Below are 26,339 nucleotides of genomic sequence, written 5' to 3' on the forward strand. Positions count from 1 at the left end.
AAAGTGATCGTTTGCCTGTATGTTGCTCACTTGTGATCGAGGTCGAGGACGCGCGTCGTCTGTCGCCCGCTGAGCGGGAGGTGCTGCGGTTGCGGGTAGTGGCCGCGTTGGAGTCCGGCACCGTCACCGGCTATCGGCAGGCGGCCGAGGTGTTCAGGGTGGCCGAGCGGTCGGTGGGCGCGTGGTGGCGGGCGTATCGGGATGGTGGCCGTGAGGCGCTGGCGGTGCGGCGGGTGCGCCGCCCTGGACCGGCCGAGCTGATCACTGCCGCCGAGCGGGGCACGCTATTCATGGCGATGGCCGACTACACGCCCGAGGAGTTGCTGATCGGTGGCCCGTTGTGGACCCGGGCGGCGGTGGTCGAGTTGATCCGGTTGGTCACCGGGGTGGTGATGACCGAGCAGGGCGTGGGGCTGTGGTTGCGTCGTCACGGGTTCACCCCGCAGCGCCCGGCCCGGCGCGCCTACGAGCAGCAACCGGCCGCGGTGCGGGCCTGGCTGGACACCGAGTATCCGGCGATCGCGTCGCGAGCCAAGGCCGAGGGCGCGGTGGTGGCCTGGGTTGACCAGTGCGGGTTGCGCTCGGATGCGGCCCCGCCGGGGCGGTCGTGGGCGCCCAAGGGACACACGCCGGTGGTGCGGGTGACCGGGAAACGGCTGCGGGTCAACGTCATGTCCGCAGTCGCGTCCCGGGGTGCGTTGTGGTTCACCGTGTTCACCGGCCGGTTCACCGCGCCGGTGTTCACCGCGTTCCTGGCCCGGCTGGCCCGGCAGGCCGGGCGGAAGGTGTACGTGATCGCCGACCGGCACCCGGTCCACCGCAGCAGGGTGGTGCGTACCTGGCTGGAAGCCAACACCGACCGGATCGAGTTGCACCTGATGCCCGGCTACAGCCCCGAGTTGAACCCCGACGAGCTGCTCAACGCCGACCTCAAACGCAACATGCCTGCCGGTCGTGCTCGCACTGTGGAGCGGCTCGCCCGGGACACGCGCCGCTTCCTGCACCGCCGCCAGCGCCAGCCACACCTCGTCCGTGGCTACTTCCAGGCACGCCACGTCCGCTACGCGATCATGTAGGCAACCAAACAGTTTCGGCTCAATATGAGTTCGCCAGCGTCGTAGTCATCGAAGACGAGGAATTCTGGGTGCAGTACGGCGGGCAGATTGAAGCCAACTGGGAGTCGGCGGGGCTTCGCCTGTACTCCAGCCTCGACCGCGAACTACTGAGCGAGTTGGTTGCGGACGAAGCTTGGAGCAACGAAGGGCTGTTCGCGTTCTGCCAAGGGCTGCGGCGACTGGGACAAATCGGCGGCAACCGCGTGAATGTGCCAGCTATGGAAGCGACGGCCAGCGAACAGTGACAACCGTGGCGTCGGTCAACGCTTCCCAGGAGTGGTCGATCCCCGGCCCCCAGGTGACGTAATCACCCTGGCGTTCGAGGACGATGCTGCCTTCGGTCAGGTCGAGCTTGAAGCGGCCCTGGACCAGGAGCAGCAGCGTCGTGCGCTGGTCGTCTGAGGTCCAGTCGGCACGCTTGTCCCCGGCTGGGTGGACGCCCCACTTCACCTCGACATCCTTCGTTGAGCGAACACCCGTCGATGGGTCCATGAAGTGGCCCAGGATCCAACCGCGGTTGTCCTGCCCGTCGTCGGCGGCATTTCCGTGGTACCAGGTGGGGGCCACTATTGCACCTTCCAGTCGATCGCAGGCAGGTTCACGCGGTCCCCGCCGATCTGCGACAGCCTTCGGAGGCCCTGCAACAGTGCAAAGAGCCCTTCGTTGCTCCAGGCTACATCACCAATCAGCTCAGTCAGCAGTTGGGGGTCGAGGCTGGAGTATTGGCGCAGGCTGGCTGATTCCCAATTCGCCTCGATTAGTCCGCCGTAGCGCGTCCAGAATTCCTCGTCCTCGATCACGATGAGGCCAGCGAACTCGAAGTTGCCGCTCACCATGTTGAGACCGAACCCTGTGCACTCCATCCTGAGGCGTCCCGGTGTGTCCATCAGCCAGCGCATCGGCTCGGAGAGCCTGCTCGGGTGCATGGGGTCCGCGCGCAGCCAGTCAGTGGTCGTGCTGTCCGTGTCGTCGCGGCCGAACAGTTCCTCTTCCATCTCACGCCGAAGCGTGGCCCCGATCTGCGCGTCAGCTCGGACATCCGTCATCGGCTCGTGGAAGCCCTTGGGGATGACCGCGAGGCGGTGCGCAGCGTTGAGGACGCGGCCGGAGCGCTCTTGCACCAGCAGTACGTAGTCGGCTTCGCCACGGTAGGGGCTGGCTGGCCTGGCGATCGCGCACAGGGCGAGTGCTCCGCCAGCGCAGAGGCGCCTGGACACGTCGAGCACCGCTGCGAGGTCCGGCAGGTACCGGTCTCGCAGCGGGAGCGAGCCTGGACGAGGTGCGATGCCGTCCGCGAGAGCGTCAGTCAGCTCGTTCTCGAGCAGGTCCATGGTGACCGCGTACGCCACGAAGTTCGTGATTCCGACCGAACCTGCGACCTCGCCCTTGTGCACATCGATGCCGAGCAGGCGGTACAACGGCGTGTCGATGAGACGAATGCCCATGGCCAAGGTCCCTGCCAGCCGCTGAACGGCGTGCATCGCGGCTTCCTCGTCCAAGGTGATGTCGACGTCCGCAGAGGCGGGAACAACTGACAGCCGGTCGCTGCGGGCAACGAGTGGGCAATCCAGGTCCAACCACTCTGGACAGGTCAGGACGCTAGTAACGGCCTCGTCGCGCCCGCCGTACACGGCGGTGTACCTGCCGTGTGGCTGGGTTCGGGCACCGTAGTACTCGGCGAGTGCGTCCGCGACGCGGCGCTGATCTACTCGGCTCCGGCGGCTGGCGGCGTCGCGAAGTGCGTGCAGGTCCAGTTGGGCAAGTCGCGTCGCGACCCTACGGCGGGCGTTACCGGGCTCCCAACTTGCGTGGTGGTCGAGCCAGTCCAACGCCGCGCTGATGTTCGGGTCGTCGGCAAGGCGCTGCTCGGCGTCGTCTGGCTCAGGTGTCCGGCCGGTCGTGAGCTGTTCGAATCGAGCCCTTGCCGCTGGTGTTGCCCGGTCCAGAGCGGCCTCAAGGAGTTGCTGCATCCCCGACTGCGGCTTGGTGTCGGGCTTCTTGTGCCAGTCAGCAACAGTGCGGACACCGATGCCGAGGTGCCTGGCGAACACCTCGTTGCTCATCTGCAAGGCGGCTTGCAGTGCGCACGCGGTCTTGCCTGTCCAGCTCGCCGAATCCATCGGGTTGGCGTCTCCAGGGTCGTCTTCCGCACTGCTTCTGCGCTGGTTCTGCACTGCTCGCGCATGATTTCCGCGCGGTTTTCACGGTGGAATTTTCGACATGGAAAACACCGAAAACCGCAGCTCAGCGCTACTCGTCCGGTCGGACGTGCTCGATCACTGTCGAGATGCCGGACTGCAGGCCGTCAAGCCGCTCGGTGATCTCGACAAGTCGCTGTTCGAGGGCGTCGAGCCGGGACCACAGCGAGTCGCTGACGTCGGAGACCGGCTCGTCCAGCTCTGGGGGCGTCCGGCTGTGCAGCACGGCATCGAGGTGCTTCGGGTGCCAGCCCAGCGTCGTGGACAGCGACTCCAGCGTGCGAGTGCTGCGCCGTCGCTCGACGGTGTGGTGCTGCACCTCGCGGACGATCGCCTGCGAGACGTGCGACCGCTCCGCGAGCTCGCGTTGACGCCATCCGAGCTCATTCACCCGCTCGTTGATGGCCTTGGCGACTGCCGCCCAGTCCTCCGACACCTATTCCTCCGCGCTCCGCCTCAGCGCCGAGATTAGCGGTTCCAGGTCAATTCGAGGGGTGACACGTCGCTTCGGCCGGAGCGATTGGTCGAACACGCCCTCATATGCGCTGATTTCGACACTCCATTGCTGAAATCATCAAACAAAGGACTTCTGTCATGAGCACTGTTATGCCCAACTCCGGACGACCGGCGCACTACTCCATCCGCGAAGCTGCCTGGCTGCTCGGCGTCGAGCAGGCGACCATCTCCCGTGTGGTTCGTCTCGGCACGCTGCGTGCCGTACGGCGGCACGGCCGCCTCGTGATTCCGGCGAGCGCGCTCATCCGGTTGCTCAGCCAGCCCGGCGGTGCACCGTGAACGACCTCTGGCTGATCACCATCGCTTGGCGGCTGGACCGCCTGCGCTGGGTGCCGCGCACCACCCTCGCCGAGATCGTGCAGCGAGACGGCTCGTGCATGTCGGTGACCACCACCGACGAGCCCTCCTGGCAGGGCGAGCACCTGACGAATCGTGAGCTGGCGACACGGCTGTGCGAGGGCTGCCCGGTTCAGGACGAGTGCCTGGAGCTGGAGCTACGCACTGCCGGTGAGCACACGGTTGGCGTGTGGGGCGCGCTGGCTGAGGACGACCGGCAACAGCTCCACCCGTACTGGCTCCAGCGCGGCGACCGCGTTGACGGCCGCGAGGCTGACGGAGGGCTGAGGCCATGACCGCACTCAGACTCACGCCCACCGAGATCATGGCCGGTCTCGGAGTTCTCCTGGTCCTGGTGCTCGTCTGGCGTGCTGGTGCGCGACGGGCGAAGGCTGCGGCCAACGCTGCGCGGACCGGTGCTCGGCTGGTGTCGCTGGCCGGAAGGGTGCTGTTCAACGCTGCGCTGATCGTCGTCATGCAGTGGGTTGTGATCACCCGCAGCGGCGACAGTTGGCTGACGCTCGCCGCGCTCTGCCTACCAGCGCTGTTCGCCTCGCACGCGCTGACACGAGCTTTGACGGTGACCACGTCCGAGGAACCACGGCGCCGGGGTGGTGGTCGGCAGTGAAGGACGTCGACCGGTTGTGCTGGGCCGGGATTCTGCTCGGGCTGGCCTTCACGATGACCAACGTCCAGCAGTTCGCTGCCGCTGGCTCTCCTCTCTGGTCCTTGGAGTGGTTCGCGGCGTGGCTGCTCGACCCGATGGTGTCGCTCGTGCTGTTGGCGATCCTGCGGGCCGAGCAGGTGGCAGCTCGCCGCGGAATCCGGATGGGCGGGTGGGTCCGAACTGCGAAGTGGTTCACGCTCGGCGCCACGTACGTGATGAACACCTGGGGCGCGTTCGCGGTCGCTTCGCCTGCGCTGGTCGTGCTGCACTCGGTGCCGCCACTGGTGGTCTTCGTGGCGGCGGAGGCGGTGACCGAGCTGCGCGACAAGCTCGGCACGGTGTTCACGAACGCGTCAGCCGGGGCCGAGCGTCCGCCAGCACGGCGGACCTCGTTCGCGGACTACCTCGCGGTCGCGCGAGCGGCACGAACACCGGACGTCACCGTGACGCCAGCCTGGGTACGGGAGGTCACCGGCTGCTCGCGAGGGTTGTCGCCTCGGTTGGCTGCCACGTTGAGGGCCGAGCGATGACCGTCGAAGAGGAGACGTTGCCGGTACCGGTCGGCCCGGTGCTTGACGGTGAGCTGGTCGACGATGAACCTCCGGTGGTCCGTCGCCGGTTCATGAACTGGTGGATGCGTTCACAGCGGGTGCCTGCGGCGTTGAAGTCGCGGAAGGCTGCCCGGCAGGCTTGCCGGGACGCTGTCGTGTACCTGCTGCGATCGCCGTTCCGGTTCGCCGGGGCCGTTGGCAGGGGCGCTGTCGTGGCTGCTCGCGGCTGGCGGCGCTGGGTTCGGGTTCACGACTACCGCGAGGCTGCGGAGCAGTCCGAGAAGTTGGCGGACAAGTTCGCGGAGATCCGAGCCCTGACGTTGTTCCGGTGGAAGGTCACTGGACTCGTTGTGGCGGGATCGACGGCAGTGCTGACCGTGGCGGACCTGGTGTACGGCGCTCCGGTGCTGTGGATCGCGACCTCCGCAGCTTCGGTGGCGCTGGCAGTGGCGGGGCGTCGCAAGGACGGTTCACCAGGGCGAAAGGCTGTGCTCGCAGGTCCCCGAACGCTGACGTGGACGATGGACCCACAGGTGCTGGTGGACGCGTTCCGGGACGCGAAGCTCGTCGGCAAGGACGAGACGCTGCGCCTGGTCGAGCGGGCCGCCAGGGTCGGTGACGGCTGGGCCATCACCGTCGACCTGCCAGCCACGCGCAAGGCGGCCGACGTGATCAAGCACCGGGACGCGCTCGCTTCGGCGCTCGCGGTCGACGAGGTGCAGCTGATCGTCGAGCGGGTTCGGGGCAGGGGCGGGCACGCGGGCCGGGTGTTCCTGTGGGTCGCTGATGAGGACCCGTACGCCGGTCCGCCGCTGCGGACGCCGCTCGTCGAGGTCGAGTGGTGGGACGCATGGCGTCCAGTGCCGTTCGGTCGCGACGCGCGCCAGCGTCGGATCGATCTTCCGCTGGTGTGGACTTCGCTTCTCGTCGGCGCGATTCCAAGACAGGGCAAGACATTTGCCACACGTCTTGTCGCAGCAGGGCTGGTGCTGGACCCGTACACGCGGCTGTACGTGTTCGATGGAAAGGGCGGCAAGGACTGGGAGGCAGCCGAGGGGAACGCGTACCGGTTCGTCTGCGGTGACGAGGTCTCGCACGCCGAGGCCGTGCGTGATCACCTCGTGGAACTGGTGGCAGAAGTCCAATCCAGGTACGCGCGAATGGCCACTTTGGACGACGAGGTGTGCCCGGAGTCGAAGATCACGCCAGCCATCTCGCGAGACCCGAACCTCGGGATGTCGATCACCGCGGTGATCATCGACGAGGTCCAGGTGTTCCTGGAGAACCCGACACGTGAACAGGTCGGCGGCAAGAAGACCACGCTGGGCGAGTACATCGCCGACCTGCTGAGCTACCTCGCCCGCAAGGGACCAGCCGCTGGGATCGTCGTCATCCTGGCCACTCAGCGGCCGGACTCGAACACGATCCCGTCGAGGTTGCGGGCAGTGCTCGGGTCGCGGTTCGCGCTTCGGGTGATGGACTGGCGGGACTCCAACATCGTGCTCGGCGAGCAGATGAACACCCGTGGCTACGACGCGTCGACCTTGCTGCCGAGCCACAAGGGTGTCGGCATCCTGCGACCTGACGGCGAGGTTGCTGCCGGGGCGGACGTGCTGGCCATGACTGTGCGGACCTACTACATGCCCAACCCGGAGTGGCGGACGATCTGTGCGCGCGGTCGAGCACTGAGGGAGGCGGCCGGGACGCTCGCCGGGCACGCGATCGGTGACAACGAGCGGCGCGCGATCGATTCGGCGGCCGTAGTCAAGGCGTTGGGCACGGGCGGCCCGGGGCCAGGTGCTTCGGTGGAGCTGCCGGAGCCCTTGGCGTCGGTGGTGCAGCTGCTCGGCGTGGAGCTGGACGAGCGTGAGTTCGTGCCGACAGCCGAACTGGTCGAGGCGCTGGACGTCGAGCCGACGACGTTCGGCCGGGAGATGGGCGAGCTGGGGTGTCGTCCGATCCGGCAGTACGTGCCTTCCGAGGACGGGACCACGCGGCGGGTGCGTGGCTACCTCACGGCCGAGATCCGAGCTGCGGTTGATGAAATCGGCTCACGCGCGGCATTTGAAGTTGATCAACGATGAGCGCAGACGAGGAGCCGCTGACGGTTCGCGTTCCAGCCGAGCTACCTATGCTCAGCAGGTCAGTTAGCCGCATACTGCTAGCCGTACTGGTCGAGCTGACAGAGGTCCCGATCTTGGACGGGCCTCTGGAGAGGGGGAACGAGTGACTGTTGAAATCAGCCAGGACCCGTGGTCGACGCTCGACGAGTTGCTGGGCGTGGAGGTCGTCGACACGCCGGACCTGGGCATCGGCCCACTGGCGTTCTACGGGCGGTGCTCAACCGAGGACAACCAGGACCCGGAGACCTCGCACGGCTGGCAGGTGGGCAACGCGCGCAAGTTCGTCGAGCCGCTCGGCGGCACGGTCGCTGCCGAGTTCTTTGACGTTGGGCAGTCGCGGTCGGTGCCATGGGAGCGAAGGGAGGCGGCCAGCAGGCTCCTCGCGGCGTTGAAGAACGCGAACAGGGGCTGGAGCGCTGTTGTGGTGGGCGAGGGCACACGGTGCTGGTTCGGGAACCAGTTCTCGTTGATCGCCCCTCGGTTTGCTGCCTACGGCGTTGACCTGTGGGTGCCTGAGCTGGGCGGCAAGTTCGACGCTCGGAACCCGTCGCACAAGATGCTGATGAGTGTGCTCGGCGGCATGAGTGAGTCCGAGCGGCAGCACGTACAGGCCCGGGTACGGGCAGCCATGGACGCGCAGGTGGTCAATGAGGGTCGGCACCAGGGCTGCCGGGCGCCGTACGGGTACGTGGTGGTTGATGGCGGTCCGCACCCGAATCCGAGGAAGGCTGCGGAGGGGTACCGGCTGCGGGTGCTGGTGATCGAGCATGAGACGTCCGTGGTGGTCCGGCGGATCTTCGCCGAGTACCTGGACGGCAGGGTGGCGTGACCCCGTTGGGTTGATCCAGCTCGAGTGAGAGTCTTGCGGCCCACGCTGTGGGCAGGAAGGCTCGATGACGATGAGTACCAGGAAGCGGCACACCCCCGAGCAGGTCGTGCGGAAGCTGGCCCAGGCCGACCGGCTGCTGGGCGAGGGCAAGGACATCGCGGATGTCTGCCGGGAGTTGCAGGTCAGCGAGCCGACCTACTACCGGTGGCGTAACCAGTTCGGCGGTCTGAAGGCCGATGACGCCAAGCGGTTGAAGGACCTGGAACGAGAGAACGCCACCCTCAAGCGGCTGTTGGCCGACGCGGAACTGGAGAAGGCGGCGCTCAAGGAGATCGCCAAGGGAAACTTCTAAGCCCGGACCGCCGGCGGGCGGCCGTGCACCACCTGATGCGGGCGCTCGGGGTGAGTGAACGGTTCGCCTGCCGGGTGACCGGGCAGAACAGGGGCACCCACCGGCGGGCGCCGGTGACCCAGACCCCGGCAGATCCGGACGCGGCGTTGCGGGCCTGGCTGCGGGACTACGCGAAGGCGCATCCGCGATGGGGGTTCCGGCGGGCCTACCACGACGCCCGTGGCGAGGGCTGGACGGTCAACCACAAGAAGGTCCAGCGGTTGTGGCGCGAGGAGGGCTTACGGGTGCCCCAGCGGCGTCGCCGCAAGCGTCTGGGCACCTCGACCGCGAAAGACACTCCGAAGGCGGACGCGCCGAATCGCGTGTGGGCGGTCGACTTCCAGTTCGATGCCACCACCGATGGCAAACCCGTCAAGATTGTGTCCATTGTGGATGAGCACACCCGGGAATGTCTGGGCGGTCTGGTCGAACGCTCGATCACCGCGGAACGCCTGATCGATGAGCTGGACCGCATCGCTGGCGATCGGGGCTACCCGGCGGTGCTGCGCAGTGACAACGGTCCCGAGCTGGCCTGCGCGGCGATGAGCGACTGGGCCGGTGAGCGTGTCGGGTTGGCGTTCATCCCGCCGGGCCAGCCGTGGCGCAACGGCTATGTCGAGTCGTTCAACGGCCGGCTCCGTGACGAATGCTTGAACATCAACCTGTTCTGGTCGCTGATCCAGGCCCGGGTCGTGATCAGCGACTGGAAGGACGAGTACAACCACCATCGCAGGCACTCCGCGCTGGGCTATCAGACCCCGGCCGGCTACGCTGCGGCCTGCATCCACCGATAACCGACTCTCACAGACGGTGGGTCACTTCACGGGGTCCCGTCAAGGGGTGATCGGGCGATCGCCAACGGGCTCAATCGGGACCGAATCCCGTGTCCGTCAGCTCGACGGCCGGAGCAGAACCGGCACCGGCTCGCGGACGGCTGGCAAGGCAGCACGATCAGGGCGATTCTGGAGAATCCGCGCTATACCGGATACGCGATCTTTGGTCGGTGGACGAAGCAGGAGACGCTTCTCGACCCGGACGACGTGGCAGCCGGGCACGTGGTGAGGTTCCGCAGGTCGAGTCCAGACCGAGTGGTGCGGTCCAGGCGGCCAGCGCATCCGAGGATCGTGTCAGTGGAGGACTTCACCCAGGCCCAGCTACTTCGCCGGTCGCGGGCTGCTGGCGGAATGCGTGGCTTGGCCAGGCTGGAGCGCACTCGGAACACGGGAACCCGCCCGTATCTACTCCGAGGGCTGGTGCGCTGCGGAATCTGCACTCGCAGGATGCAGGGAGCGACGATTCGCAAGGTCGACACCTATTACCGGTGCCTGGCGCGGACGCTTGCCCCTGGCTCCGTGGTGCTCGCTGACCACCCGCGAACCGTGAATCTGCGAGAAGAAGAGGTTCTGGACCCGTTGAATGGCTGGCTCAGTCAGCTGTTCGAGCCGAAGAGCCGTGATCGAACTGTCGCCGCGCTGGTCGGCTCGCAAGACGACACGAATGGGGGACTGAACGCGGCGGCGGCGAAGAAGCGGGTCGCTGATGCGGAAACGCGGCTGCGTCGGCTCCAGGACGCCATCGCGGCCGGGGTCGATCCCGCTGCGCTGGTCGAGGCGATCAACGAGGCGCAGGCACAACGCGCAGCAGCGCGAGCCGAGATGGAAGGGATGCCTGCGCCGAACGTCATCACAGCGGCTGAGGTGTACGCGAGGATCGACTCATTGGGCGATGTCGGAAAGGCCCTGAAAGAACGAAACCCGGCGAACCTGGAGCGGCTCTACCGGGATCTTCGTCTGGAGATGAGCTACCACCCTGGGGCACGAACCGTCGATGTGAAGGTTTCGCCTCGTGTGGTTAGCGAGTGTGTCCGAGGGGGGACTTGAACCCCCACGCCCTTGCGGGCACTAGCACCTCAAGCTAGCGCGTCTGCCATTCCGCCACCCGGACCGGGTCTGTCAGCCCGTTGCTCGCTGACAGGACAGAGAGTACATGATCCACATGAGGGATCCCAAATCGGGGGTCCGCAACGGGTCGGCGGGCGGCGCGCAGTGGTAGAAATGCCTGGTGAGCGAGCAGACGGGCGGGCTGGAGCTCGCCGAGCGGGAAGCAGTGGAGCTGACCAGCGAGCTGATCCGCATCGACAGCACGAACACGGGCGACCCGGCGACGGTGGTTGGTGAGCGGGCGGCGGCGGAGTTCGTGGCGGAGAAGCTGGCGGAGGTCGGCTACGAGACCACCTACGTGGAGTCGGGGGACCAGGGGCCGGGGCGGGGCAACGTCATCGCCAGACTGAAGGGCGCGAACCCGGATCGGGGGGCGCTGCTGGTCCACGGGCATCTGGACGTGGTGCCTGCGGACGCGGCGGAGTGGTCGGTGCACCCGTTCTCCGGCGCGGTCCAGGACGGCTACGTGTGGGGCCGCGGCGCGGTGGACATGAAGGACATGCTGGGCATGACCCTGGCGACGGCCAGGCGGCTCAAGCGGGACGGCATCGTGCCGGACCGGGACATCGTGTTCGCCTTCGTGGCCGACGAGGAGGCGGGCGGCCACCAGGGCGCGAGCTGGCTGGTGAACAACCGGCCGGAGCTGTTCGAGGGCTGCACGGAGGCGATCAGCGAGGTCGGCGGCTTCTCCATCACCGTCAAGGACGGGGTGCGCGCCTACCTGGTGGAGACGGCGGAGAAGGGCATCGCCTGGCTGAAGCTGCGGGTGAAGGCCCGCGCGGGGCACGGCTCGATGGTGCACGAGGACAACGCGGTCACGAAGCTGTCGGAGGCGGTGGCCCGGCTGGGCAGGCACCGGTTCCCGTTGGTGCTGACCGACTCGGTGCGGGAGTTCCTGGCGGGTATCACGGAGCTGACGGGCTTCGACTTCCCGGAGGACGACCTGGACGGGGCGGTGGCGAAGCTGGGCGGCATCGCGCGCATCGTGGGCGCGACGCTGCGGGACACGGCCAACCCGACCATGTTGAACGCGGGCTACAAGGCCAACGTGATCCCGTCCACGGCTGAGGCCACTGTGGACTGTCGTATCCTGCCCGGCCGCCAGGAGGCGTTCGAGCGGGAGCTGGCGGAGATCCTGGGTCCGGACGTGGAGCGGGAGTGGGTGAGCCTGCCCCCGGTGGAGACGACCTTCGACGGGGCGCTGGTGGACACCATGCACTCCTCGATCCTGGCGGAGGACCCGGCGGCGAAGCTGTTGCCGTACATGCTCTCCGGCGGCACGGACGCGAAGTCCTTCCAGCGGCTGGGTATCCGCTGCTTCGGGTTCGCCCCGCTGAAGCTGCCCGCGGACCTGGACTTCGCGGCGCTGTTCCACGGCGTGGACGAGCGGGTTCCGGTGGAGGCGCTGGAGTTCGGCACGCGCGTGCTGGACCGCTTCCTGCGCACGGCCTGACCCCTGCGGGGGTGCGGCCAACCGCCGCACCCCCGCAGTTTTACGCCGGGACCCCGGTCAGCTGGTCGCGGTTGAGCAGGTAGCGCTCCACGCTGGCCCAGGTCGTGGTGGTCAGCAGGTACAGGCCGGCCGCGAGCGGCACGAACATGGCGAACACCACCGAGAGGTACGGCAGGTAGCGCAGCACCGCGCCACCGGGTACGGGCTGGTCGGCGGACTTCATCGACTGGGCGGCCCGCATCGAGTTCCACGTGGCCACGGCTGCCATCGCGGCGAACAGGCCCACCTGGACCAGGGTCGGCCCGGTGAGGAACAAGTGGCCCAGCGGAACGCCGAACAGGGTGTTCGTGAGCAGCCCGTTGGGCTGGCCCTGCACGGTCGGGGACAGGAACAGCTGGTACATCACGCTGAAGAACGGCAGCTGGACCAGCATGGGCAGGCAGCCCGCGAACATCGTGCCGCCCTCCGCGGCGTACAACTTGCCGAGTTCGGCGTTGAGCTTCTCAGCGTTCGTGCCGTGCTTGTCGCGCAGCTCCTTGATCTTCGGGGTGAGCAGTGCGCGCTTGCGCTCGCCGCGGACCTGGGCCCGCACGAGCGGGTGCAGCAGCCCGCGCACGGCCATGGTGAACAGCACGATCGCGGCGGCCGTGCTGACCGGTCCCATGAGCGGTTCGGTGATCGACGCCAGCCAGGTGACCACGTGGTAGGCGGCGGTGATGAACGGGTCGAACAGGGTCGAGAACATGGTTGGGTGAGCCCTTCACCGGGCACGCCCGCACTCGCGGTGGGCGTGCGCGTACGACAGTTGCCTGGGGTGATCAGGCAGGTGAAGGTGCTCGTGACCGGGTGCGCCCTGCCGCGTCCGGATCGCGTTGCCGCAGCACCCGGCCGCGACCGGCGCGTTCCTGGGTGGCGATGCTGGCGAAGCGGGTCGCGGTGACGTCGGCGTGCCGGACGCTGGCCAGGGACAGTGCCAGCGCGGTGACCAGGATGCCCGCCACGGCGAGCAGGGCGACGACACTGCCGGGACCGGCTGTCATCACAGTGACGAAAAGGGTGGCGAAGTCCTGTGCTGTCATGAGCATCCTGGCCGCCCCCTTTCGCGAGATCTCAGCAAGCATACGTGCCGGGAGCCGATCTGTGGTCGGCTTGGGCGCACCGTGCCAGGATGCCCGGGTGAGTGAAGCCTTCCCAGTGGACGACGAGGTCCGGCTCAACGTGGTGCGGGCCGGTGACCCGGACGCCGAGACGACCGTGGTGCTGGCGCACGGCTACGCGCTGGACCACCGCAGCTGGCACCGGCTCGTGCCGGAACTGGTCGGCGCGGGCGTGCAGGTGGTCGCCTACGACCACCGGGGTCACGGCCAGTCCAGCCCGGCGACCGCGGAGACCGCGACCATCGAGCAGCTCGGTGACGACCTGGCCCTGCTCATCGAGCGCGGGATCAGCTCGCCGAAGGTCGTGGTGGTCGGCCACTCGATGGGCGGCATGGCGGCCATGGCGCTGACCGAGCGGCACCCCAGGCTGTTCGCGCAGCGTGTGTCGGGCCTGGTGTTCGTGTCCACGGCGGCGGGGCGGCTGGCGGAGTCCTCGCTGGCCTGGCCGCAGGCGGTCGGCAGGCTGGTGGAGGAGCTGGAAAAGGTGTTCGGGCCGGTGGTCCGGCACATCCGCGGGCGCATCGAGCCCGCGAAGGCCGCCGGGCTGCGCTGGTGGCTGTTCGGTGACGAGCCGAATGCCGAGGACGCCGAACTGACCGCCCAGATGGTGGCCGACCACTGGCCGGGGACCGTGGCGCTGTTCCGGCCCGCGTTCGACAAGTACGACCGCAAGGCTGCGCTGACCGTGGCCAGGGGCAAGCCGGTGGTCGCGGTGATGGGGGAGAAGGACCGGCTCTGCCCGGCCTCCCACGCGCAGGCGGTGATCGACGTGGTCGGCTCGGGCGAGGCAGTGGTGCTGCCGGGCGCGGGCCACATGGTGCCGCTGGAACGGGCCACCGAGCTGGCCGACCTGGTCAAGGGCCTGCTGGCGGGCTGAGGCCACCGGGCGGGGAATCGGGAACTGTCCCGTTCCCCGCCGAACGGCAACCTAGGCGACCGGCCGGTAGGTGCACACGTGCACGCCGGTGGGGCTGATGGTGGTGGCGGCCAGTTCGAGCGTGCGCAGCGCGCCGTCTCCCGGCCAGATCGTCTTCCCGCCGCCGAGCAGCACCGGCATGACCATGAGGCGGAGCTCGTCGACCAGGCCCTCGTGCAGGAGGGCGCGGGCGAGTGTGGGGCTGCCCATGACGAGCAGGTCGCCGCCCTCGGTCTCGTGCAGCTTGCGGATCTCGGCGACGGCCTCACCGCCAGGGATGCGCGTGGTGTTGTTCCAGGTCAGCTCGTGCTCGCCCAGCGTCGAGGACACCACGTACTTCGGGATGGCGTTCATCTGGTCGGCGAACGGGTCCCCGGCCCGCTCGGGCCATGCCGCGGCCATCGTCTGCCAGGTGCTGCGCCCGAACAGCAGTGCCTGGGCCTTGCTCATGGCGTCGGCGAAGGCTCCGCCCACCACCTCGGCGTCGAAGAACGGGTGTGTCCAGCCGCCGTGGGCGAAGCCGCCGTCGGTGTCCTCCTGCGGGCCGCCCGGCGCCTGCACGACGCCGTCCAGGCTGATGAAAGCGCTGATCACGATGCGCATGGGTGCTGCTCCTCGATCTCGTTCCCAGTGTACGGGGGAAGAGACCTCATCGCCGCCGGAAAGTCATCGCTGACGACCGGTACGGCGTCGAGCAGGCCGGGGTGCTCCTGGTCAGGTGATCACGCCGGGGGCCAGCGCGGTGGTGCGCTTGCGGCGCAGCCACACCTTGCGCGTGCCGTCGCCGAACAGCAGGGTCCTGGCCAGTTCCCAGCCCGCGAACTCGGCGTGGATGGTCAGTTGGGTGGTGGCGGTGCGGCGGGACACGCCGGGGGGCAGGCGCAGCCCGCGGTACTCCCAGTCCCCGTCGATCACCTCGTCGGTCACGGTCATGACTTGATCACCTGAACTCCTCCGCCGGCAGCGGAGGCCACGAGCACGGCTCCGCTGGTGGGATCGACCGCCACCGAGTTCGGCTGGCGGACGGTGGCGTAGCGGTGGCGTTCGACCGGCTCCCCGCCGGCGACGTCGTAGCCCACCACCTGATTGCGTTCGGTGAGCGTGACCCAGACCAGGTTCCGCTTCTCGTCGTAGGCGATCCCGTACGGGGCGCCCGGTACCGGGTAGCGCTGAAGCATGATCATCGTGTCGGGCCGGAACACCAGCAGTTCCCCCGCCCTGGTGTCGGTGACCAGCACACGGCCGTAGATGTCGGTGACCGCGTTGGTGGCACCGTCGCCCGCGCGCAGCCCGGCGCCGAGCTTGCCGGTGCCCGCGTCCAGGTCGTACACGGCGGTGTGCAGCCGGTCCAGCACGGCCGCCTTGCCCCCGTTGAGCAGCAACGCCTGATCGGCGCTGGCCAGGCCGCCCACGGTGTGGATCAGCTTGTCCCCGTCGAGCACCGCCACCGACTTGCTGGCCGCCAGCGCGACCACGGTCCGCCCAGCGCGCTCGCTGGCGGCGACCGGGCCGCCGTCGAGCTTGGTGGTCTGCACGGTGGCGGCGGGCAGCGTGACGCGCAGCAGGGCGTTGGCCGTGCGCACCGGGGCGAGCACGGTGGCGCCGTCGGTGCTGAGCTGGTCCACGCGGCCGGGCAGCGGCACGGTGCGCGGCTCGGCCGTGGGCTGGCCCAGGTCGTACAGGCGCAGCGCGGGCGGGTCGGCGAGGGCGACCACGGCGGTGCGGGCCGAGTCCACGACGGTCACGGCGGTGACCTGGCCGTCCAGCGGGAGCACGGTGCCCTCGGGCGCGACGCCGGGCACGGGCGAGCTGGCGGGCTGTGCGGCCGTCACGGTGTCGGACACCTGCAACTCGTCCTGTGGCGACTGGCTGTTCCCGCAGCCCGTGACCAGGGCAGAACCCGCCAGTAGGACGATCACCAGCCGACGCAACAGCAGCCTCCTCGCACGAACCACTCGTTCCAGCATCCCTGACGAGCCCCCGGCGGTCACGTGCGGGTCACCTGCGAGTCACCAGCGACCACCCGTGCGGCCCAACTGCCTGCTCAGGCCAGGGGCCGTTCCGGGTAACCCAGTTCGATCCCGCTGACGTCGTCGAGCGCCGCGCGGATCGCGGGCGGCAGTTCCAGCTGCTCGGCGGAGAGCGAGACCTTGAGCTGCACGGCGTCGCGGGCGCCGACCACGGGGGCGACCACCCCGGGCCGGTCGCGGACCCAGGCCAGGGCCACCGCCAGCGCGGTCGTGCCCAGGCCCTCGGCGGCGGTGGACACGGCCTGCACGATGCGGGCGGCCCGTTCGGTGCGGTGCTGCTCCACGTACGGGGCGAAGTGCGCGGAGGCGCCGCGCGAGTCGGCCGGGGTGCCGTTGCGGTACTTGCCGGTGAGCACACCTCTGCCCAGTGGGGCCCAGGGCAGCAGGCCGATGCCGTGCTGCGCGGCGGCGGGCCGCACCTCGCGTTCGATGCCACGTTCCAGCAGCGAGTACTCGACCTGGTTGGAGACCAGCGGCTCGTGGCCGGGGCGGGCGCGCTGGAGGGTCGCGGCGGTGCTCAGCTGCCAGCCGCAGTAGTTGGAGACGCCCACGTACCGGACCTTGCCGCTGCTCACGGCGGAGTCCACGGCGGACAGCGTCTCCTCGATCGGCACGGAGCAGTCCCAGGCGTGCAGCTGCCACAGGTCGACGTGGTCCACGCGCAGCCTGCGCAGGGAGCCCTCCAGCGCGCTGAGCAGGGCTCCACGCGAGGCCCCTCCGCCGAACGGGCCGTCATCCCGTCGGGCGACCGCCTTGGTGGCCAGCACGATCTGGTCGCGGTCGACCACCTCGCCCAGCAGCGAGCCGAGCAGGCGTTCGCTCTCGCCCTCGGTGTAGACGTCGGCGGTGTCCACGAAGGTGCCGCCCGCCTCGATGAAGGTGACGAGCTGTTCGGTGGCCTGTTCCTCGCTGGTGTCCCCGCCCCAGGTCATCGTGCCCAGGGCCAGCCGGGACACCCGCAGGCCGCTGCGGCCGAGCTGTCGGTGCTGCACCCTGTCGAGGGTATTCGCTGGCCGGGCGCGGAGCCGGTTGAACACACGATGTCACCGAGGTCACACCGGTTGTCGGTTTGGTTACTCGCCGGTAGGGTCTGCCCGTGCGACTTGGGCTGAACGTGGGATATTGGGGCGCGGGCAACGACGCCGACAACCTTGAGCTGGCCAAAGAGGCCGAGCGGCTGGGCTTCTCGGTGGTGTGGGCCGCCGAGGCGTACGGCTCGGACGCGGCCACGGTGCTGACCTGGATCGCCGCGCACACCGAGCGCATCGACGTGGGCAGCGCGATCTTCCAGATCCCCGCCCGCACCCCGGCGATGGCCGCGATGACCGCCGGCACCCTGGACACCCTGTCCGAGGGCCGCTTCCGGTTCGGCCTCGGCGTGTCCGGCCCGCAGGTCTCCGAGGGCTGGCACGGGGTGCGCTTCGACAAGCCGCTGGCCCGCACCCGCGAGTACGTGGACATCGTCAAGGCGGCACTGCGCCGCGAGAAGCTGCGCTACGAGGGCAAGCACTACACGCTGCCGCTGCCCGACGGCCCCGGCAAGCCGCTGGCGCTGACCGTGCACCCGGTGCGCGAGGAGATCCCGATCTACCTGGCCGCGGTCGGCCCGAAGAACCTGGAGCTGGCGGGCGAGATCGCCGACGGCTGGCTGGGCGTGTTCTACTCCGCCGAGTACGCCGCCGAATCCCTGGCCCACGTGCAGGCGGGCCGGGCCAAGGTCGGCAAGACACTCGAAGGCTTCGACGTGGTGCCCACCAGCCCGCTGGTGGTCGGCGAGGACTGGCAGGAGGCCGCCAACGCGGTGCGGCCCTACGCCTCGCTGTACGTGGGCGGCATGGGCAGCCGGGAGAAGAACTTCTACAACAACCTGGCCTGCCGCATGGGCTTCGAGCAGCAGGCCGCCGAGGTGCAGGACAAGTTCCTGGCCAAGGACTACCAGGGCGCGATGGCCGCGCTGCCGGTGGAGTTCCTGGACGCCACCTCGCTGCTGGGCCCGCTGGAGCGCATCGCCGACGGCATGCAGGCGCTTGCCGGGGCCGGGGTCACCACGCTGACCCTGTCCCCGATGCACTTCGACCTGGACCAGAACGTGGCGGCCCTGCGCACCGCGGCTGAGGCGCTGGACAAGGCCGGGGTGGCGTGAGGCCGTAGGCTTCAGCTGTGGCCACACTGATCCTGCTGCGGCACGCGCAGTCCACCGCCAACGGTTCCGCCGTGCTCGCCGGGCGCAGCCCCGGTGTCGAACTCGCCGACACCGGGCAGGCCCAGGCGGGCAAGCTGGTGGACCGGCTCGCCGGGGTGGAGCTGGCCGAGGTGGTGGCCTCGCCGCTGCTGCGCTGCCAGCAGACGGTGGTCCCGCTGGTGTCCGCGCGCGGCATGTCGGTGACCACCGAGGACGACCTGTCCGAGGTGGACTACGGCGGCTGGACCGGCCGGCCGCTGGCCGAGCTGTTCAAGGAGCCGCTGTGGAAGGTCGTGCAGCAGCACCCCTCCGCGGCGGTCTTCCCCGAGGGCGAGGGCCTGGCCGAGGTCCAGTCCCGTGCCGTGCGGGCGATCCGGGCGCACGACGCACGCATCACCGCCGCGCACGGCGAGGAGTCGGTCTGGCTGGCGTGCAGCCACGGGGACGTGATCAAGTCGGTGCTGGCCGACGCGCTCGGCGTGCACCTGGACGGGTTCCAGCGCATCGTGGTCGACCCGTGCTCGGTCTCGGTGGTGCGCTACACCGAGACCCGGCCGTTCGTGCTGCGCGTCAACGACAACGGCGGTGACCTGGCGGGCATCATCCCGGCCAAGCCCGCACCGGAGCAGTCCGCCTCCGACGCCGTGGTCGGCGGGGCCACCGGCCGGTAGCCCGGGGTCCCGCCTCCGCAAGACGTCATGAAGGTGCCGGTCGAGGCGTTGGGCGTCCCGAACGGCACCTTCACGGCGGATGGGCGGGTTGGTCAGCGGGGCGGTGTGGGGCTGAGGTGGCCCCACATGTAGACCTCCCCGCCCTTGAGCACGAGGCGGTGGTACTCGCCCGCGCTGATGCCGGTGACCCCGGACTGCGCGGCGGCGGGCACCAGGCAGTCCGCGTTGAGGCTCGCGGCCCAGCCGAGGACCCGATCACCCTTCAGCCCGTAGGTGCAGGAGTGGTCACCGGTCACCGAGCTCAGCCCGGACTGCGCCTCGGCGGGCACGGCGGCCCCGCGGATCGAGATGGCCTTGCCGTTCTTGACGGCGTACACGTCGTGGTCGGTGGCGTAGATCGCGCTGACCCCGGACTGGGCCTCGACCGGCACCTTGCTGCCTGCCTCGCCCCAGGCGATGACCTTGCCGTTGCGCAGCGCGGCACTGGACAGACCGGCCGCCGCGATGGCGCTGACCCCGGATCGGGCCTCGGCCGGGACGTTGAGCTGACCGCTGAAGTTGCCGCCCCAGGCGAGCACCTTGCCGTTCTTCAACGCCAGGGTGTGGATGTTGCCGGTGGCGATGGCGCTGACCCCGGACTGCGCCTCAGCGGGCACCTCGTTCTGCTTGTTGTCGTTCGCGCCCCAGGCGATGACCTTGCCGTTGCGCAGCGCGGCATCGTGGCCCCACGCGGCGCTGATCGCGGTGACACCCGAGGACGCCTCGGCGGGCACGTCCAGCTCGCCGTAGTGGTTGTCGCCCCAGGCGGTGACCTTGCCGTTCTTCAGCGCCAGGCTGACGTGGGACCCCGTACTGACAGCGCTGACCCCGGTGCGCACCTCGGCGGGCACGGTGATGTTGCTGTACGCGTTGTAGTCGCAGTTGTCGGTGTCGGCGCAGATCCGCACCTGGGGTTCGATCGTGGTCCAGTCGTTGGGCTTGGTCACCGTCACGGCCCGTGTGCCGGGCCCGCACTGCCGCTCCGAGGACGCCCAGTAGACGGGGTGCCTCGGGAGGAGCGGTTCCACCACGCCCACCTGGACGAAGTAGCACTGGCCGGGCGTGGCGTCGGTGACGGAGATCGTGCCGGTGACCGTGGCGAGCTTGTCCACGTTGCCGACCGTCCCGTGGCCGCTCGCGCCAGGCACGCTGAGGTCCCAGGGCTTGAGGTCGGCCGCCGCGGCGGTGCCCGCTCCCACCAGGAGCAGGGCACCGACCGCGATGCAGCTGAGAAGTCTTCGCATGTGGTCCGAGATTAGGCAAAAGCCTTATCGCGGACCTATCACGCGCTGGGAGCCACCACCTGGCAGCGCACCGGCTGGGCGTGCGCGGGATCCAGCCCGTTGGCGACCAGCGCGGCCACGTTGGGGTCGTGCGGCAGGCCGAAGTGGCCGATCGCGTCCAGCGGGCAGGTGTCCTGCACGAACCGGGTGGCGGTGTTCGGCGCCTCGGGGTACCGCAACAGCTCGGGCGGGATCTGGTCGGTGCGGCTGCCCAGGGACAGGTAGTCGGTGCCGGGGGAGATGCCGCCGCCCGCGTTGAGCGCGGCCCAGAACCGGCTGTCGGTCAGCCCGACCAGCCCGGGCAGGGTGACCTTGGCCAGCTGGGCGAGCACCTGGTCGGCCCCGGGCAGCAGGTGCACGCCCCGGTAGAGCAGCGAGGCGTAGTTGAACCCGGCGTCCAGCCGGTACGGGCTGCCCAGCGTGACCACCGTGCGCACCTTGGCCGCTCCGCCGAGCACCTGGGTGTAGTAGCGCACCATGATCCCGCCCTGCGAGTGGCCAACGAGGTCCACTGTGGACGATCCGCTGCTGGCGATCACCTTGTCCACGAACGAGGACAGCTCGTTCACGGACTCGGTGGTGGCCGCGAGCCCGACCAGGCCCGGCCACACGTAAGGCCGTTGGCCGTAGTTGAGGCTGTAGACGCAGTAGCCCTGATTGCGCAGGTACGGGGACAGCGCGGAGTAGTCCATGGCGATCGAGGTGAAGGTGGAGGGCACGAGCACCACCGGCCGGGGGTGTGCCGCGCTCGGGCGGCAGGTCCAGTCGTTGGCGCCTGCCGGGTTGCCGTTCCAGTCGGCGATCCCGGCCGCCAGCCCCGCGCCCAACCCCCAGGTAATCGGCAGGGCGCCCGCTGGCGAACCGGTCAGCAACACCAGCGCCAGCGCCGATGCCAAGCAGATGAGTCCTCGCATGTGCTGCTCAACGACCCGGCCCAAATGCGGATGCGTGCATTACCAGATTTCTACGGGGCGACCCGGTAGTGCGTGCTGAGGCGACCGTCCTCGTGCAGCACGTGGAAGGCAACCATCGGCGGGGCCACCAGGTCGATGTGCCCGGCGCGCTCCCAGGGCAGCAGCACGGTAGAGACCACGCCGGGCGCCACCAGCACCGGACGGCCCGCGAAGGTGGTCGCGGCCGGGGTGTGCGCGTGCCCGCACAGCAGCGCCACCACGTGCGGGTGGGCCCGCACCAGTTCGGCCAGCCGCTCGGTGTGGAACTGCCGGATCCGGTCCAGGAAGGGGATGCCCAGTTCGGCGGGCGGGTGGTGGAAGCACACGAACACCGGGGAGTCGGTGCCGATCAGCACGCCCTCCAGCCAGTCCAGGGTCTCCGCCTCCAACGCCCCGTCGTCGCGGCCGGGGATGCTGGAGTCGCACATCGCGAAGACCGCCGCGCCCACTCTGCGCACCTGGTTGATCGGCGCGTCCCCGCCGGACTGGCCGAGCAGCACCTGCCGGTACGGGGCGCGCGCGTCGTGGTTGCCGGGGCAGTGCAGCACCGGGAACCCCGTGGGCAGCAGCTTGCGCACCAGTTCGTACTCGGCGGGCAGGCCGCGGTCGGCCAGGTCCCCGGTCAGCAGCACAGCGTCGGGCGGGGTGTCCAGCCCGGTGAGGTAGTCCAGTACGCGGGCGGTGCGCTCGGTCGCCCGGTCCCCGCCGTCGATGTGGATGTCGCTGATCTGGGCTACCACAAGCATCCCGCACGCCCTCCCGTCGGACTTCGGCGCCATCGACGCTACCCCTGCGAACAAGGGTCTGGCCCGTCCGATTTCGGACGGGCCAGACCTGGTGCGGTGTGGAGGTCAGCTCACTTGACGTTGACCCCGGCCCACGCCTTGTTCACGGCCGCGTACTCGGCGCTGTTGGCGCCGTAGAGGTCGGCCGCGGCGGCGAGCGTGCCGGTGCGCGCCTTGGCGTAGTTGGTGGTGGAGGTGAACTTCGTGGTCAGCGCGCGGAACCAGATCGCGGCGGCCTTGTCACGGCCGATGCCGGTGACGGTGGAGCCGTCGGCGGTCGGGCTGTTGTAGGACACGCCGTTGATCGTCTTGGCCCCGCTGCCCTCGGCGAGCAGGTAGAAGAAGTGGTTGGCCACACCGGAGGAGTAGTGCACGTCCTTGTTGCCCACGGTGGAGGACCAGTTGTCGGCGGACGCGCCGTCCTTGGAGGGCTTGTCCATGTAGCGCAGCGGCGTGCCGTTGCCCCGGATGTCGATCTTCTCACCGATCAGGTAGTCGCCGACGTCGGAGGAGTTGTTCGCGAAGAACTCGACCATCGTGCCGAAGATGTCGCTGGTGGCCTCGTTGAGGCCGCCGGACTCACCGGAGTAGACCAGGCCCGCGGTGGCCGAGGTGACGCCGTGCGACATCTCGTGGCCGGCCACGTCCAGCGCGGTCAGCGGGTGGTTGTTGCCCGAGCCGTCGCCGTAGGTCATGCAGAAGCAGGAGTCGCTCCAGAAGGCGTTGACGTAGGAGTTGCCGTAGTGCACCTTGCTCAGCGCGCCGACACCGTTGTTCTTGATGCCGTTGCGGCCGAAGGTCTTCTTGTAGAAGTCCCAGGTCTGCGCGGCACCGTAGGCGGCGTCGGCCGCGGCGGTCTGCGTGTTGCCCGGGGTGCCGTCGCCCCACACGTTGTCGGCGTCGGTGTAGAGCGTGCCGGTGCCCGACCCGTGCTTCAGGTCGTTGACGGCCTGGTTGCCTCGGGTGCCGTCCTTGAGCTGGTAGCTGCTCCCGGACTGGGTGGTCTCCAGGGAGACCGTGCCGCTGTACTCGGTCTTGCCGGTGCCGGTGGCCTCCTCGATCCCGTCGTAGGAGTACAGCACCTTGCCGGTGGCGGCGTCGGTGAACACGTGCTGCTCGATCGGGGTCTGGTCGGCCTTCACGCCGGTCAGCACCGTCTCGTAGGCCAGGACCGGGCTGCCGTCCACCGCGTAGACCACCAGCTGCGGGGCGGACTTGCTCACCGAGGTGCCCGCCAGGGACTCGGCCGCCTTGTCGGCGGCGAGGTTCGCGGCCATCTTCGGCGTGGTCGACAGGGTCAGCTTGGCCGGGTTGGCGAAGTCGACGCCCTCGATCTTGCCCGAGGCGCTCTCGTGGGCGATCAGGTCGCCGCCGATCACGCGCAGACCGTTGTAGGTGCGGTCGTAGCGCAGGTGCTGGGTGCCGTTGGCGTCGGTCACCACGTCCTTGACGACGAGCTTCTCCTCGCCGCCCAGACCGAGGGTCGAGGCCACGGTGGCGGCCTGTGCCTGGGCTGACTGCAACGCCGCCTGCCTGGTGAGCAAGGGGTTGGCCGGACTGCCGACCGCCTGGACGCCGACACCGCTGAGCAGTGCCGTGGACAGTGCGGCGACGCAGCACAGGGTCACGCGCTTCATCGGTTCTCCTCGTTCCGTTTGCAGGGAGGCCCGCCCCCACCGCTGGTGGAATCGGACAACGTGGAACGAAACCGATAGTGCGGGACGCGGGCCCCTCGCGTAATGGGGTAATCCCTTGACGCTGTGATCGGGCGCTCGCGGGGAGTGTTCGTCGTTGCTGCGAACGGAGCAGTCGGGCGAACTTTGTGTGAATCATGCAAAAACGGCAGCTCCAGCCGGATTCGCCGGGATGAGATCGGGCGTCGGCGCTGGGCCGTTCGGCCGTGTCTGTTGCACCGTTCTACCGGTGCTCGACTCACCAGTTCTGTTGATAGTTAAATCGCAATGCGTGCATGGAACGTCACCGCGTGGCATGCTCCCCGGTCCCGAAACCCGGTCGACGGCCGACTGCCGGGCGGGGTAGACAGGTGATCATGGGGAAGCACTTCGCGTTTGTCGTACCGCCCGCGCACGGCCACCTGAACCCGACCCTGCCGCTGGTGGAGGAGCTGATCTCCCGAGGGCACCGGGTCACCGTGGTCACCGGCCAGGCCCTCGCCGGGCAGGCCGCGCGCAGCGGTGCCGCGGTGGTTGGCCTGGACTGGCACCTCGGCACGGTCAGCACGCAGGACGGCCAGTACAGCACCGACTCCCTGGTCGACGTGCTGGAGCCGTACTTCGACCAGGTGACCGCCACGTTCCCGCAACTGGTCGAGCACTTCGCCGCCGATCCGGTGGACCTGGTCTGCTTCGACCCGATGGGCTACGCGGGCGCGGCACTGGCCGACAAGCTGGGCGTCCGGTCCATCACGCTCTGCCCGAGCATGGCCGCCAACGAGCACGTGGACCTGCGCAAGCTGTGGGCGCCCCAGGACTTCACCATGGACCACCCGCGACTGGCCGCGTTCTGGGACAAGGTGGCCCGGTTCTCCGCCGACCAGGGCCTCAGGGAGGAGCTCGGCGCGATGGGCGGCCCGCAGACCGACCTCACCCTCGTGTTCGTGCCGCGCGACTTCCAGCTGCGTGGCGAGACCTTCGCGGAGTCGTTCAAGTTCCTCGGCCCCTCCGTGCGCGTGCGGGGCCGTTCCCGGGACTGGCAGCCGCCCGCCGACGAGCGGCCGGTGCTGCTGATCTCGCTCGGCACGGCGTTCAACAACCGGCCGGAGTTCTTCGCCACCTGCACCGAGGCCTTCGCCGACTCGGCGTGGCACGTGGTCATGTCCGTGGGTGAGGAGGTCCGCCTCGACTCGGTGCCCGCCAACTTCGAGGTGGCTGCCCAGGTGCCGCAGCTGGCCGTGCTGGAACACGCCTCGGTGTTCGTCTCCCACGCGGGCATGGGCTCCACCATGGAGTCGCTGCACAACGGCGTGCCGCTGGTCTGCGTCCCGCAGATGGCCGAGCAGGCGCTCAACGCCGACCGGGTGCAGGCGCTGGGGCTGGGCAGGGTGCTGGGCAGCACGGAGGTCACGGCGCAGGAGCTGCGCAAGGCCGTGGACGAGGTGGCCGCCGACCCGGCGATCAGGGCGGCCGTCAAGGACTACTCCGCGCGGCTGCGCGCCGTGGACGGTCCCACGCTCGGCGCCGACGCACTGGAGGAGTACCTGTCCCGGTGATCACTAGGCTGGGGCCGTGACTGTGCAGATCCTGAGCCCCAGGACGCGGGCCTACCTCCAGCAGCCCGGCGGCTGGTTCCTGAACAACGCGGGCTGGGTCCTCGGTGAGCAGCGGGTCCTGCTGGTGGACACGCTCGCCACCGAGGCCCGCAGCCGGCGGCTGCTCGACGCGGTGCGGGCCGACGCCGGCGACAAGCCGGTGCTCGCGGTGCTGACCCACGCGCACGGCGACCACGCCAACGGCGCGCGCCTGGTCGTGGAGCAGGGCGGGGCGGTGCGGGCGACCCCGCACACCGCAGCGACTGTGCACAGCGGTCCGCACACCTACCCGATGGCGTTCCAGTGCAGCACCTGGGGCGACATCACCCCGCCGCACATCACCGACACGATCACCGCGCGGGAGGAGGTCGACCTCGGCGGTATGCGGGTACAGCTGCTGCCGGTGGAGGGCGTGGCCCACACCGACGGGGACCTGATCGTCGTGGTGCCCGAGGACGGCACCGTGTTCGCCGGGGACCTGGTGTTCGCCGGGGTCACCCCGCTGGCCATGTCCGGTTCGGTCAGCGGCTGGCTGGCCGCGCTGGACCAGATCGCCGCGATCGAGCACACCCGGCTCGTGCCCGGTCACGGGCCCGTGCTGCCCGCGCACTCCGAGGAGGTCGCCGAGCTGGGCGGCTACCTGCGCTGGCTGCTCGACACCGCCGCCGACCCCGGCTACGACCGGTCGGCGGCCATCGCCGAGGCGGGTCGGCGGTGGGCGCACTGGAGCGAGGGCGAGCGGCACGGCGCCAACCTGGTCGTGGCCGAGGCCGAACTGCGCGGGCAGCGGGCGGAACTGGCCGAGGTCGCCACCGTCATGCTCGCCGCCACCGGCGGACCGATCGCGCTGGACCTGTGAGCTGAGGGTGGCGTGAAGGTGGCTTTCACTGCGCTCAGTGCAGTGAAAGCCACCTTCACGGCGTTGTTGGCACACAC

29 protein-coding genes and 1 tRNA gene are annotated in these 26,339 nt (G+C 69.4%); 16 read left to right on the forward strand and 14 right to left on the reverse strand.

What is annotated here, in order from left to right:
* Window positions 1-32 precede the first annotated feature (32 nt).
* Both KALB_RS20930 and KALB_RS46650 read left to right on the forward strand, forming a co-directional pair.
* Window positions 33-1,076, forward strand: a complete 1,044-nt coding sequence (locus KALB_RS20930; RefSeq protein ID WP_025357638.1) for an IS630 family transposase — start codon at window positions 33-35, stop codon at window positions 1,074-1,076.
* Between the two features lie 68 nt (window positions 1,077-1,144).
* On the forward strand, window positions 1,145-1,360 hold the full coding sequence (locus KALB_RS46650; RefSeq protein ID WP_201771953.1) for a hypothetical protein: 216 nt from the start codon (window positions 1,145-1,147) through the stop codon (window positions 1,358-1,360).
* Here the strand turns inward: KALB_RS46650 and KALB_RS20935 are convergent.
* From KALB_RS20935 to KALB_RS20945, 3 genes are all read right to left on the reverse strand, one after another.
* Window positions 1,332-1,682: a hypothetical protein gene (locus KALB_RS20935; RefSeq protein ID WP_025357669.1), complete on the reverse strand. Its 351-nt coding sequence runs from the start codon at window positions 1,680-1,682 to the stop codon at window positions 1,332-1,334. The two genes, KALB_RS46650 and KALB_RS20935, sit on opposite strands and share 29 nt — an antisense overlap.
* Window positions 1,682-3,289 carry a helix-turn-helix domain-containing protein gene (locus tag KALB_RS20940; protein WP_420811828.1) on the reverse strand — a complete coding sequence of 536 codons (1,608 nt, stop codon included), beginning with the start codon at window positions 3,287-3,289 and terminating at the stop codon, window positions 1,682-1,684. The genes KALB_RS20935 and KALB_RS20940 overlap by 1 nt, the downstream gene beginning before the upstream one ends.
* 76 nt (window positions 3,290-3,365) lie before the next feature.
* Window positions 3,366-3,749, reverse strand: coding sequence for a hypothetical protein (locus KALB_RS20945; protein ID WP_025357671.1), 384 nt, complete (start codon window positions 3,747-3,749; stop codon window positions 3,366-3,368).
* A gap of 158 nt (window positions 3,750-3,907) precedes the next feature.
* Here KALB_RS20945 and KALB_RS20950 point away from each other — a divergent pair, with 158 nt between their 5' ends.
* The 8 genes from KALB_RS20950 to KALB_RS49875 all read left to right on the forward strand — a co-directional run bounded on the left by KALB_RS20950 (window position 3,908) and on the right by KALB_RS49875 (window position 10,606).
* Window positions 3,908-4,108 (forward strand): helix-turn-helix domain-containing protein, encoded by a 201-nt coding sequence (locus KALB_RS20950; RefSeq protein WP_025357672.1) that lies wholly within the window; start codon window positions 3,908-3,910, stop codon window positions 4,106-4,108.
* Complete coding sequence (locus tag KALB_RS20955) at window positions 4,105-4,461, forward strand: WhiB family transcriptional regulator (protein ID WP_025357673.1); 357 nt, start codon at window positions 4,105-4,107, stop codon at window positions 4,459-4,461. Before KALB_RS20950 ends, KALB_RS20955 begins: the two co-directional genes overlap by 4 nt.
* Window positions 4,458-4,793 carry a hypothetical protein gene (locus tag KALB_RS20960; RefSeq protein WP_025357674.1) on the forward strand — a complete coding sequence of 112 codons (336 nt, stop codon included), beginning with the start codon at window positions 4,458-4,460 and terminating at the stop codon, window positions 4,791-4,793. Before KALB_RS20955 ends, KALB_RS20960 begins: the two co-directional genes overlap by 4 nt.
* A gap of 53 nt (window positions 4,794-4,846) precedes the next feature.
* Window positions 4,847-5,362 (forward strand): hypothetical protein, encoded by a 516-nt coding sequence (locus KALB_RS20965; RefSeq protein ID WP_420811831.1) that lies wholly within the window; start codon window positions 4,847-4,849, stop codon window positions 5,360-5,362.
* Entirely contained in the window at window positions 5,359-7,467 is a 2,109-nt protein-coding gene (locus KALB_RS20970; RefSeq protein WP_025357676.1) for an FtsK/SpoIIIE domain-containing protein, read from the forward strand. Before KALB_RS20965 ends, KALB_RS20970 begins: the two co-directional genes overlap by 4 nt.
* A gap of 142 nt (window positions 7,468-7,609) precedes the next feature.
* Complete coding sequence (locus KALB_RS20975) at window positions 7,610-8,335, forward strand: recombinase family protein (protein WP_025357677.1); 726 nt, start codon at window positions 7,610-7,612, stop codon at window positions 8,333-8,335.
* A 70-nt stretch (window positions 8,336-8,405) separates the two neighbouring features.
* Window positions 8,406-9,520 (forward strand): IS3 family transposase gene (locus KALB_RS20985; RefSeq protein WP_148309647.1). Its coding sequence is split into 2 segments (ribosomal slippage): window positions 8,406-8,673 and window positions 8,673-9,520, totalling 1,116 coding nucleotides; the frame shifts between segments, so codons are not numbered across the junction.
* A 57-nt stretch (window positions 9,521-9,577) separates the two neighbouring features.
* Complete coding sequence (locus KALB_RS49875; RefSeq protein WP_081789433.1) at window positions 9,578-10,606, forward strand: recombinase family protein; 1,029 nt, start codon at window positions 9,578-9,580, stop codon at window positions 10,604-10,606.
* Here KALB_RS49875 and KALB_RS20990 read toward each other — a convergent pair.
* Window positions 10,588-10,670 (reverse strand) — tRNA-Leu (locus tag KALB_RS20990). The genes KALB_RS49875 and KALB_RS20990 overlap by 19 nt on opposite strands.
* A 117-nt stretch (window positions 10,671-10,787) precedes the next feature.
* On the opposite strand from KALB_RS20990, the gene KALB_RS20995 reads away from it, so the two are divergent.
* The gene (locus tag KALB_RS20995; RefSeq protein WP_025357681.1) at window positions 10,788-12,119 is read left to right on the forward strand and encodes a M20/M25/M40 family metallo-hydrolase; all 1,332 of its coding nucleotides are present in this window, start codon (window positions 10,788-10,790) and stop codon (window positions 12,117-12,119) included.
* 40 nt (window positions 12,120-12,159) lie between these two features.
* On the opposite strand, the gene KALB_RS21000 is transcribed toward KALB_RS20995, so the two are convergent.
* Both KALB_RS21000 and KALB_RS21005 read right to left on the reverse strand, forming a co-directional pair.
* The gene (locus KALB_RS21000) at window positions 12,160-12,864 is read right to left on the reverse strand and encodes a YidC/Oxa1 family membrane protein insertase (RefSeq protein WP_025357682.1); all 705 of its coding nucleotides are present in this window, start codon (window positions 12,862-12,864) and stop codon (window positions 12,160-12,162) included.
* 73 nt (window positions 12,865-12,937) lie between these two features.
* On the reverse strand, window positions 12,938-13,159 hold the full coding sequence (locus tag KALB_RS21005) for a DUF6412 domain-containing protein (protein WP_148309560.1): 222 nt from the start codon (window positions 13,157-13,159) through the stop codon (window positions 12,938-12,940).
* Between the two features lie 136 nt (window positions 13,160-13,295).
* Here KALB_RS21005 and KALB_RS21010 point away from each other — a divergent pair, with 136 nt between their 5' ends.
* The gene (locus KALB_RS21010; protein WP_025357684.1) at window positions 13,296-14,153 is read left to right on the forward strand and encodes an alpha/beta fold hydrolase; all 858 of its coding nucleotides are present in this window, start codon (window positions 13,296-13,298) and stop codon (window positions 14,151-14,153) included.
* 51 nt (window positions 14,154-14,204) lie between these two features.
* Here KALB_RS21010 and KALB_RS21015 read toward each other — a convergent pair whose 3' ends face one another.
* The 4 genes from KALB_RS21015 to KALB_RS21030 all read right to left on the reverse strand — a co-directional run bounded on the left by KALB_RS21015 (window position 14,205) and on the right by KALB_RS21030 (window position 17,214).
* The gene (locus KALB_RS21015) at window positions 14,205-14,795 is read right to left on the reverse strand and encodes a dihydrofolate reductase family protein (RefSeq protein ID WP_025357685.1); all 591 of its coding nucleotides are present in this window, start codon (window positions 14,793-14,795) and stop codon (window positions 14,205-14,207) included.
* A 111-nt stretch (window positions 14,796-14,906) separates the two neighbouring features.
* Window positions 14,907-15,125: a DUF5703 family protein gene (locus tag KALB_RS21020; protein ID WP_025357686.1), complete on the reverse strand. Its 219-nt coding sequence runs from the start codon at window positions 15,123-15,125 to the stop codon at window positions 14,907-14,909.
* On the reverse strand, window positions 15,122-16,123 hold the full coding sequence (locus KALB_RS21025) for a YncE family protein (protein WP_025357687.1): 1,002 nt from the start codon (window positions 16,121-16,123) through the stop codon (window positions 15,122-15,124). Before KALB_RS21025 ends, KALB_RS21020 begins: the two co-directional genes overlap by 4 nt.
* A 113-nt stretch (window positions 16,124-16,236) precedes the next feature.
* Window positions 16,237-17,214 carry an aldo/keto reductase gene (locus KALB_RS21030; RefSeq protein ID WP_025357688.1) on the reverse strand — a complete coding sequence of 326 codons (978 nt, stop codon included), beginning with the start codon at window positions 17,212-17,214 and terminating at the stop codon, window positions 16,237-16,239.
* Window positions 17,215-17,318: 104 nt separating this feature from the next.
* On the opposite strand from KALB_RS21030, the gene KALB_RS21035 reads away from it, so the two are divergent.
* Both KALB_RS21035 and KALB_RS21040 read left to right on the forward strand, forming a co-directional pair.
* Window positions 17,319-18,365: an LLM class F420-dependent oxidoreductase gene (locus KALB_RS21035; RefSeq protein ID WP_025357689.1), complete on the forward strand. Its 1,047-nt coding sequence runs from the start codon at window positions 17,319-17,321 to the stop codon at window positions 18,363-18,365.
* 17 nt (window positions 18,366-18,382) lie between these two features.
* On the forward strand, window positions 18,383-19,075 hold the full coding sequence (locus KALB_RS21040; RefSeq protein ID WP_025357690.1) for a histidine phosphatase family protein: 693 nt from the start codon (window positions 18,383-18,385) through the stop codon (window positions 19,073-19,075).
* Window positions 19,076-19,167: 92 nt separating this feature from the next.
* Here the strand turns inward: KALB_RS21040 and KALB_RS21045 are convergent, their stop codons facing one another.
* The 4 genes from KALB_RS21045 to KALB_RS21060 all read right to left on the reverse strand — a co-directional run bounded on the left by KALB_RS21045 (window position 19,168) and on the right by KALB_RS21060 (window position 23,772).
* Window positions 19,168-20,358, reverse strand: coding sequence for an RCC1 domain-containing protein (locus KALB_RS21045; protein WP_051913448.1), 1,191 nt, complete (start codon window positions 20,356-20,358; stop codon window positions 19,168-19,170).
* 38 nt (window positions 20,359-20,396) lie between these two features.
* Window positions 20,397-21,311, reverse strand: a complete 915-nt coding sequence (locus KALB_RS21050; protein WP_025357692.1) for a lipase family alpha/beta hydrolase — start codon at window positions 21,309-21,311, stop codon at window positions 20,397-20,399.
* 50 nt (window positions 21,312-21,361) lie between these two features.
* Window positions 21,362-22,096, reverse strand: a complete 735-nt coding sequence (locus KALB_RS21055) for a metallophosphoesterase (RefSeq protein ID WP_025357693.1) — start codon at window positions 22,094-22,096, stop codon at window positions 21,362-21,364.
* 110 nt (window positions 22,097-22,206) lie between these two features.
* A complete protein-coding gene (locus tag KALB_RS21060) occupies window positions 22,207-23,772 on the reverse strand; it encodes a M4 family metallopeptidase (protein WP_025357694.1) in 1,566 nt (521 codons plus the stop codon).
* A gap of 413 nt (window positions 23,773-24,185) precedes the next feature.
* Between KALB_RS21060 and KALB_RS21065 the strand changes: the two genes are divergently transcribed.
* Both KALB_RS21065 and KALB_RS21070 read left to right on the forward strand, forming a co-directional pair.
* Window positions 24,186-25,364, forward strand: coding sequence for a macrolide family glycosyltransferase (locus tag KALB_RS21065; protein ID WP_025357695.1), 1,179 nt, complete (start codon window positions 24,186-24,188; stop codon window positions 25,362-25,364).
* Window positions 25,365-25,380: 16 nt separating this feature from the next.
* The gene (locus KALB_RS21070; protein ID WP_025357696.1) at window positions 25,381-26,262 is read left to right on the forward strand and encodes an MBL fold metallo-hydrolase; all 882 of its coding nucleotides are present in this window, start codon (window positions 25,381-25,383) and stop codon (window positions 26,260-26,262) included.
* Window positions 26,263-26,339: the final 77 nt, after the last annotated feature.

It is taken from the genome of Kutzneria viridogrisea DSM 43870, from assembly GCF_000525635.1.
Lineage (GTDB): Bacteria > Actinomycetota > Actinomycetes > Mycobacteriales > Pseudonocardiaceae > Kutzneria > Kutzneria viridogrisea.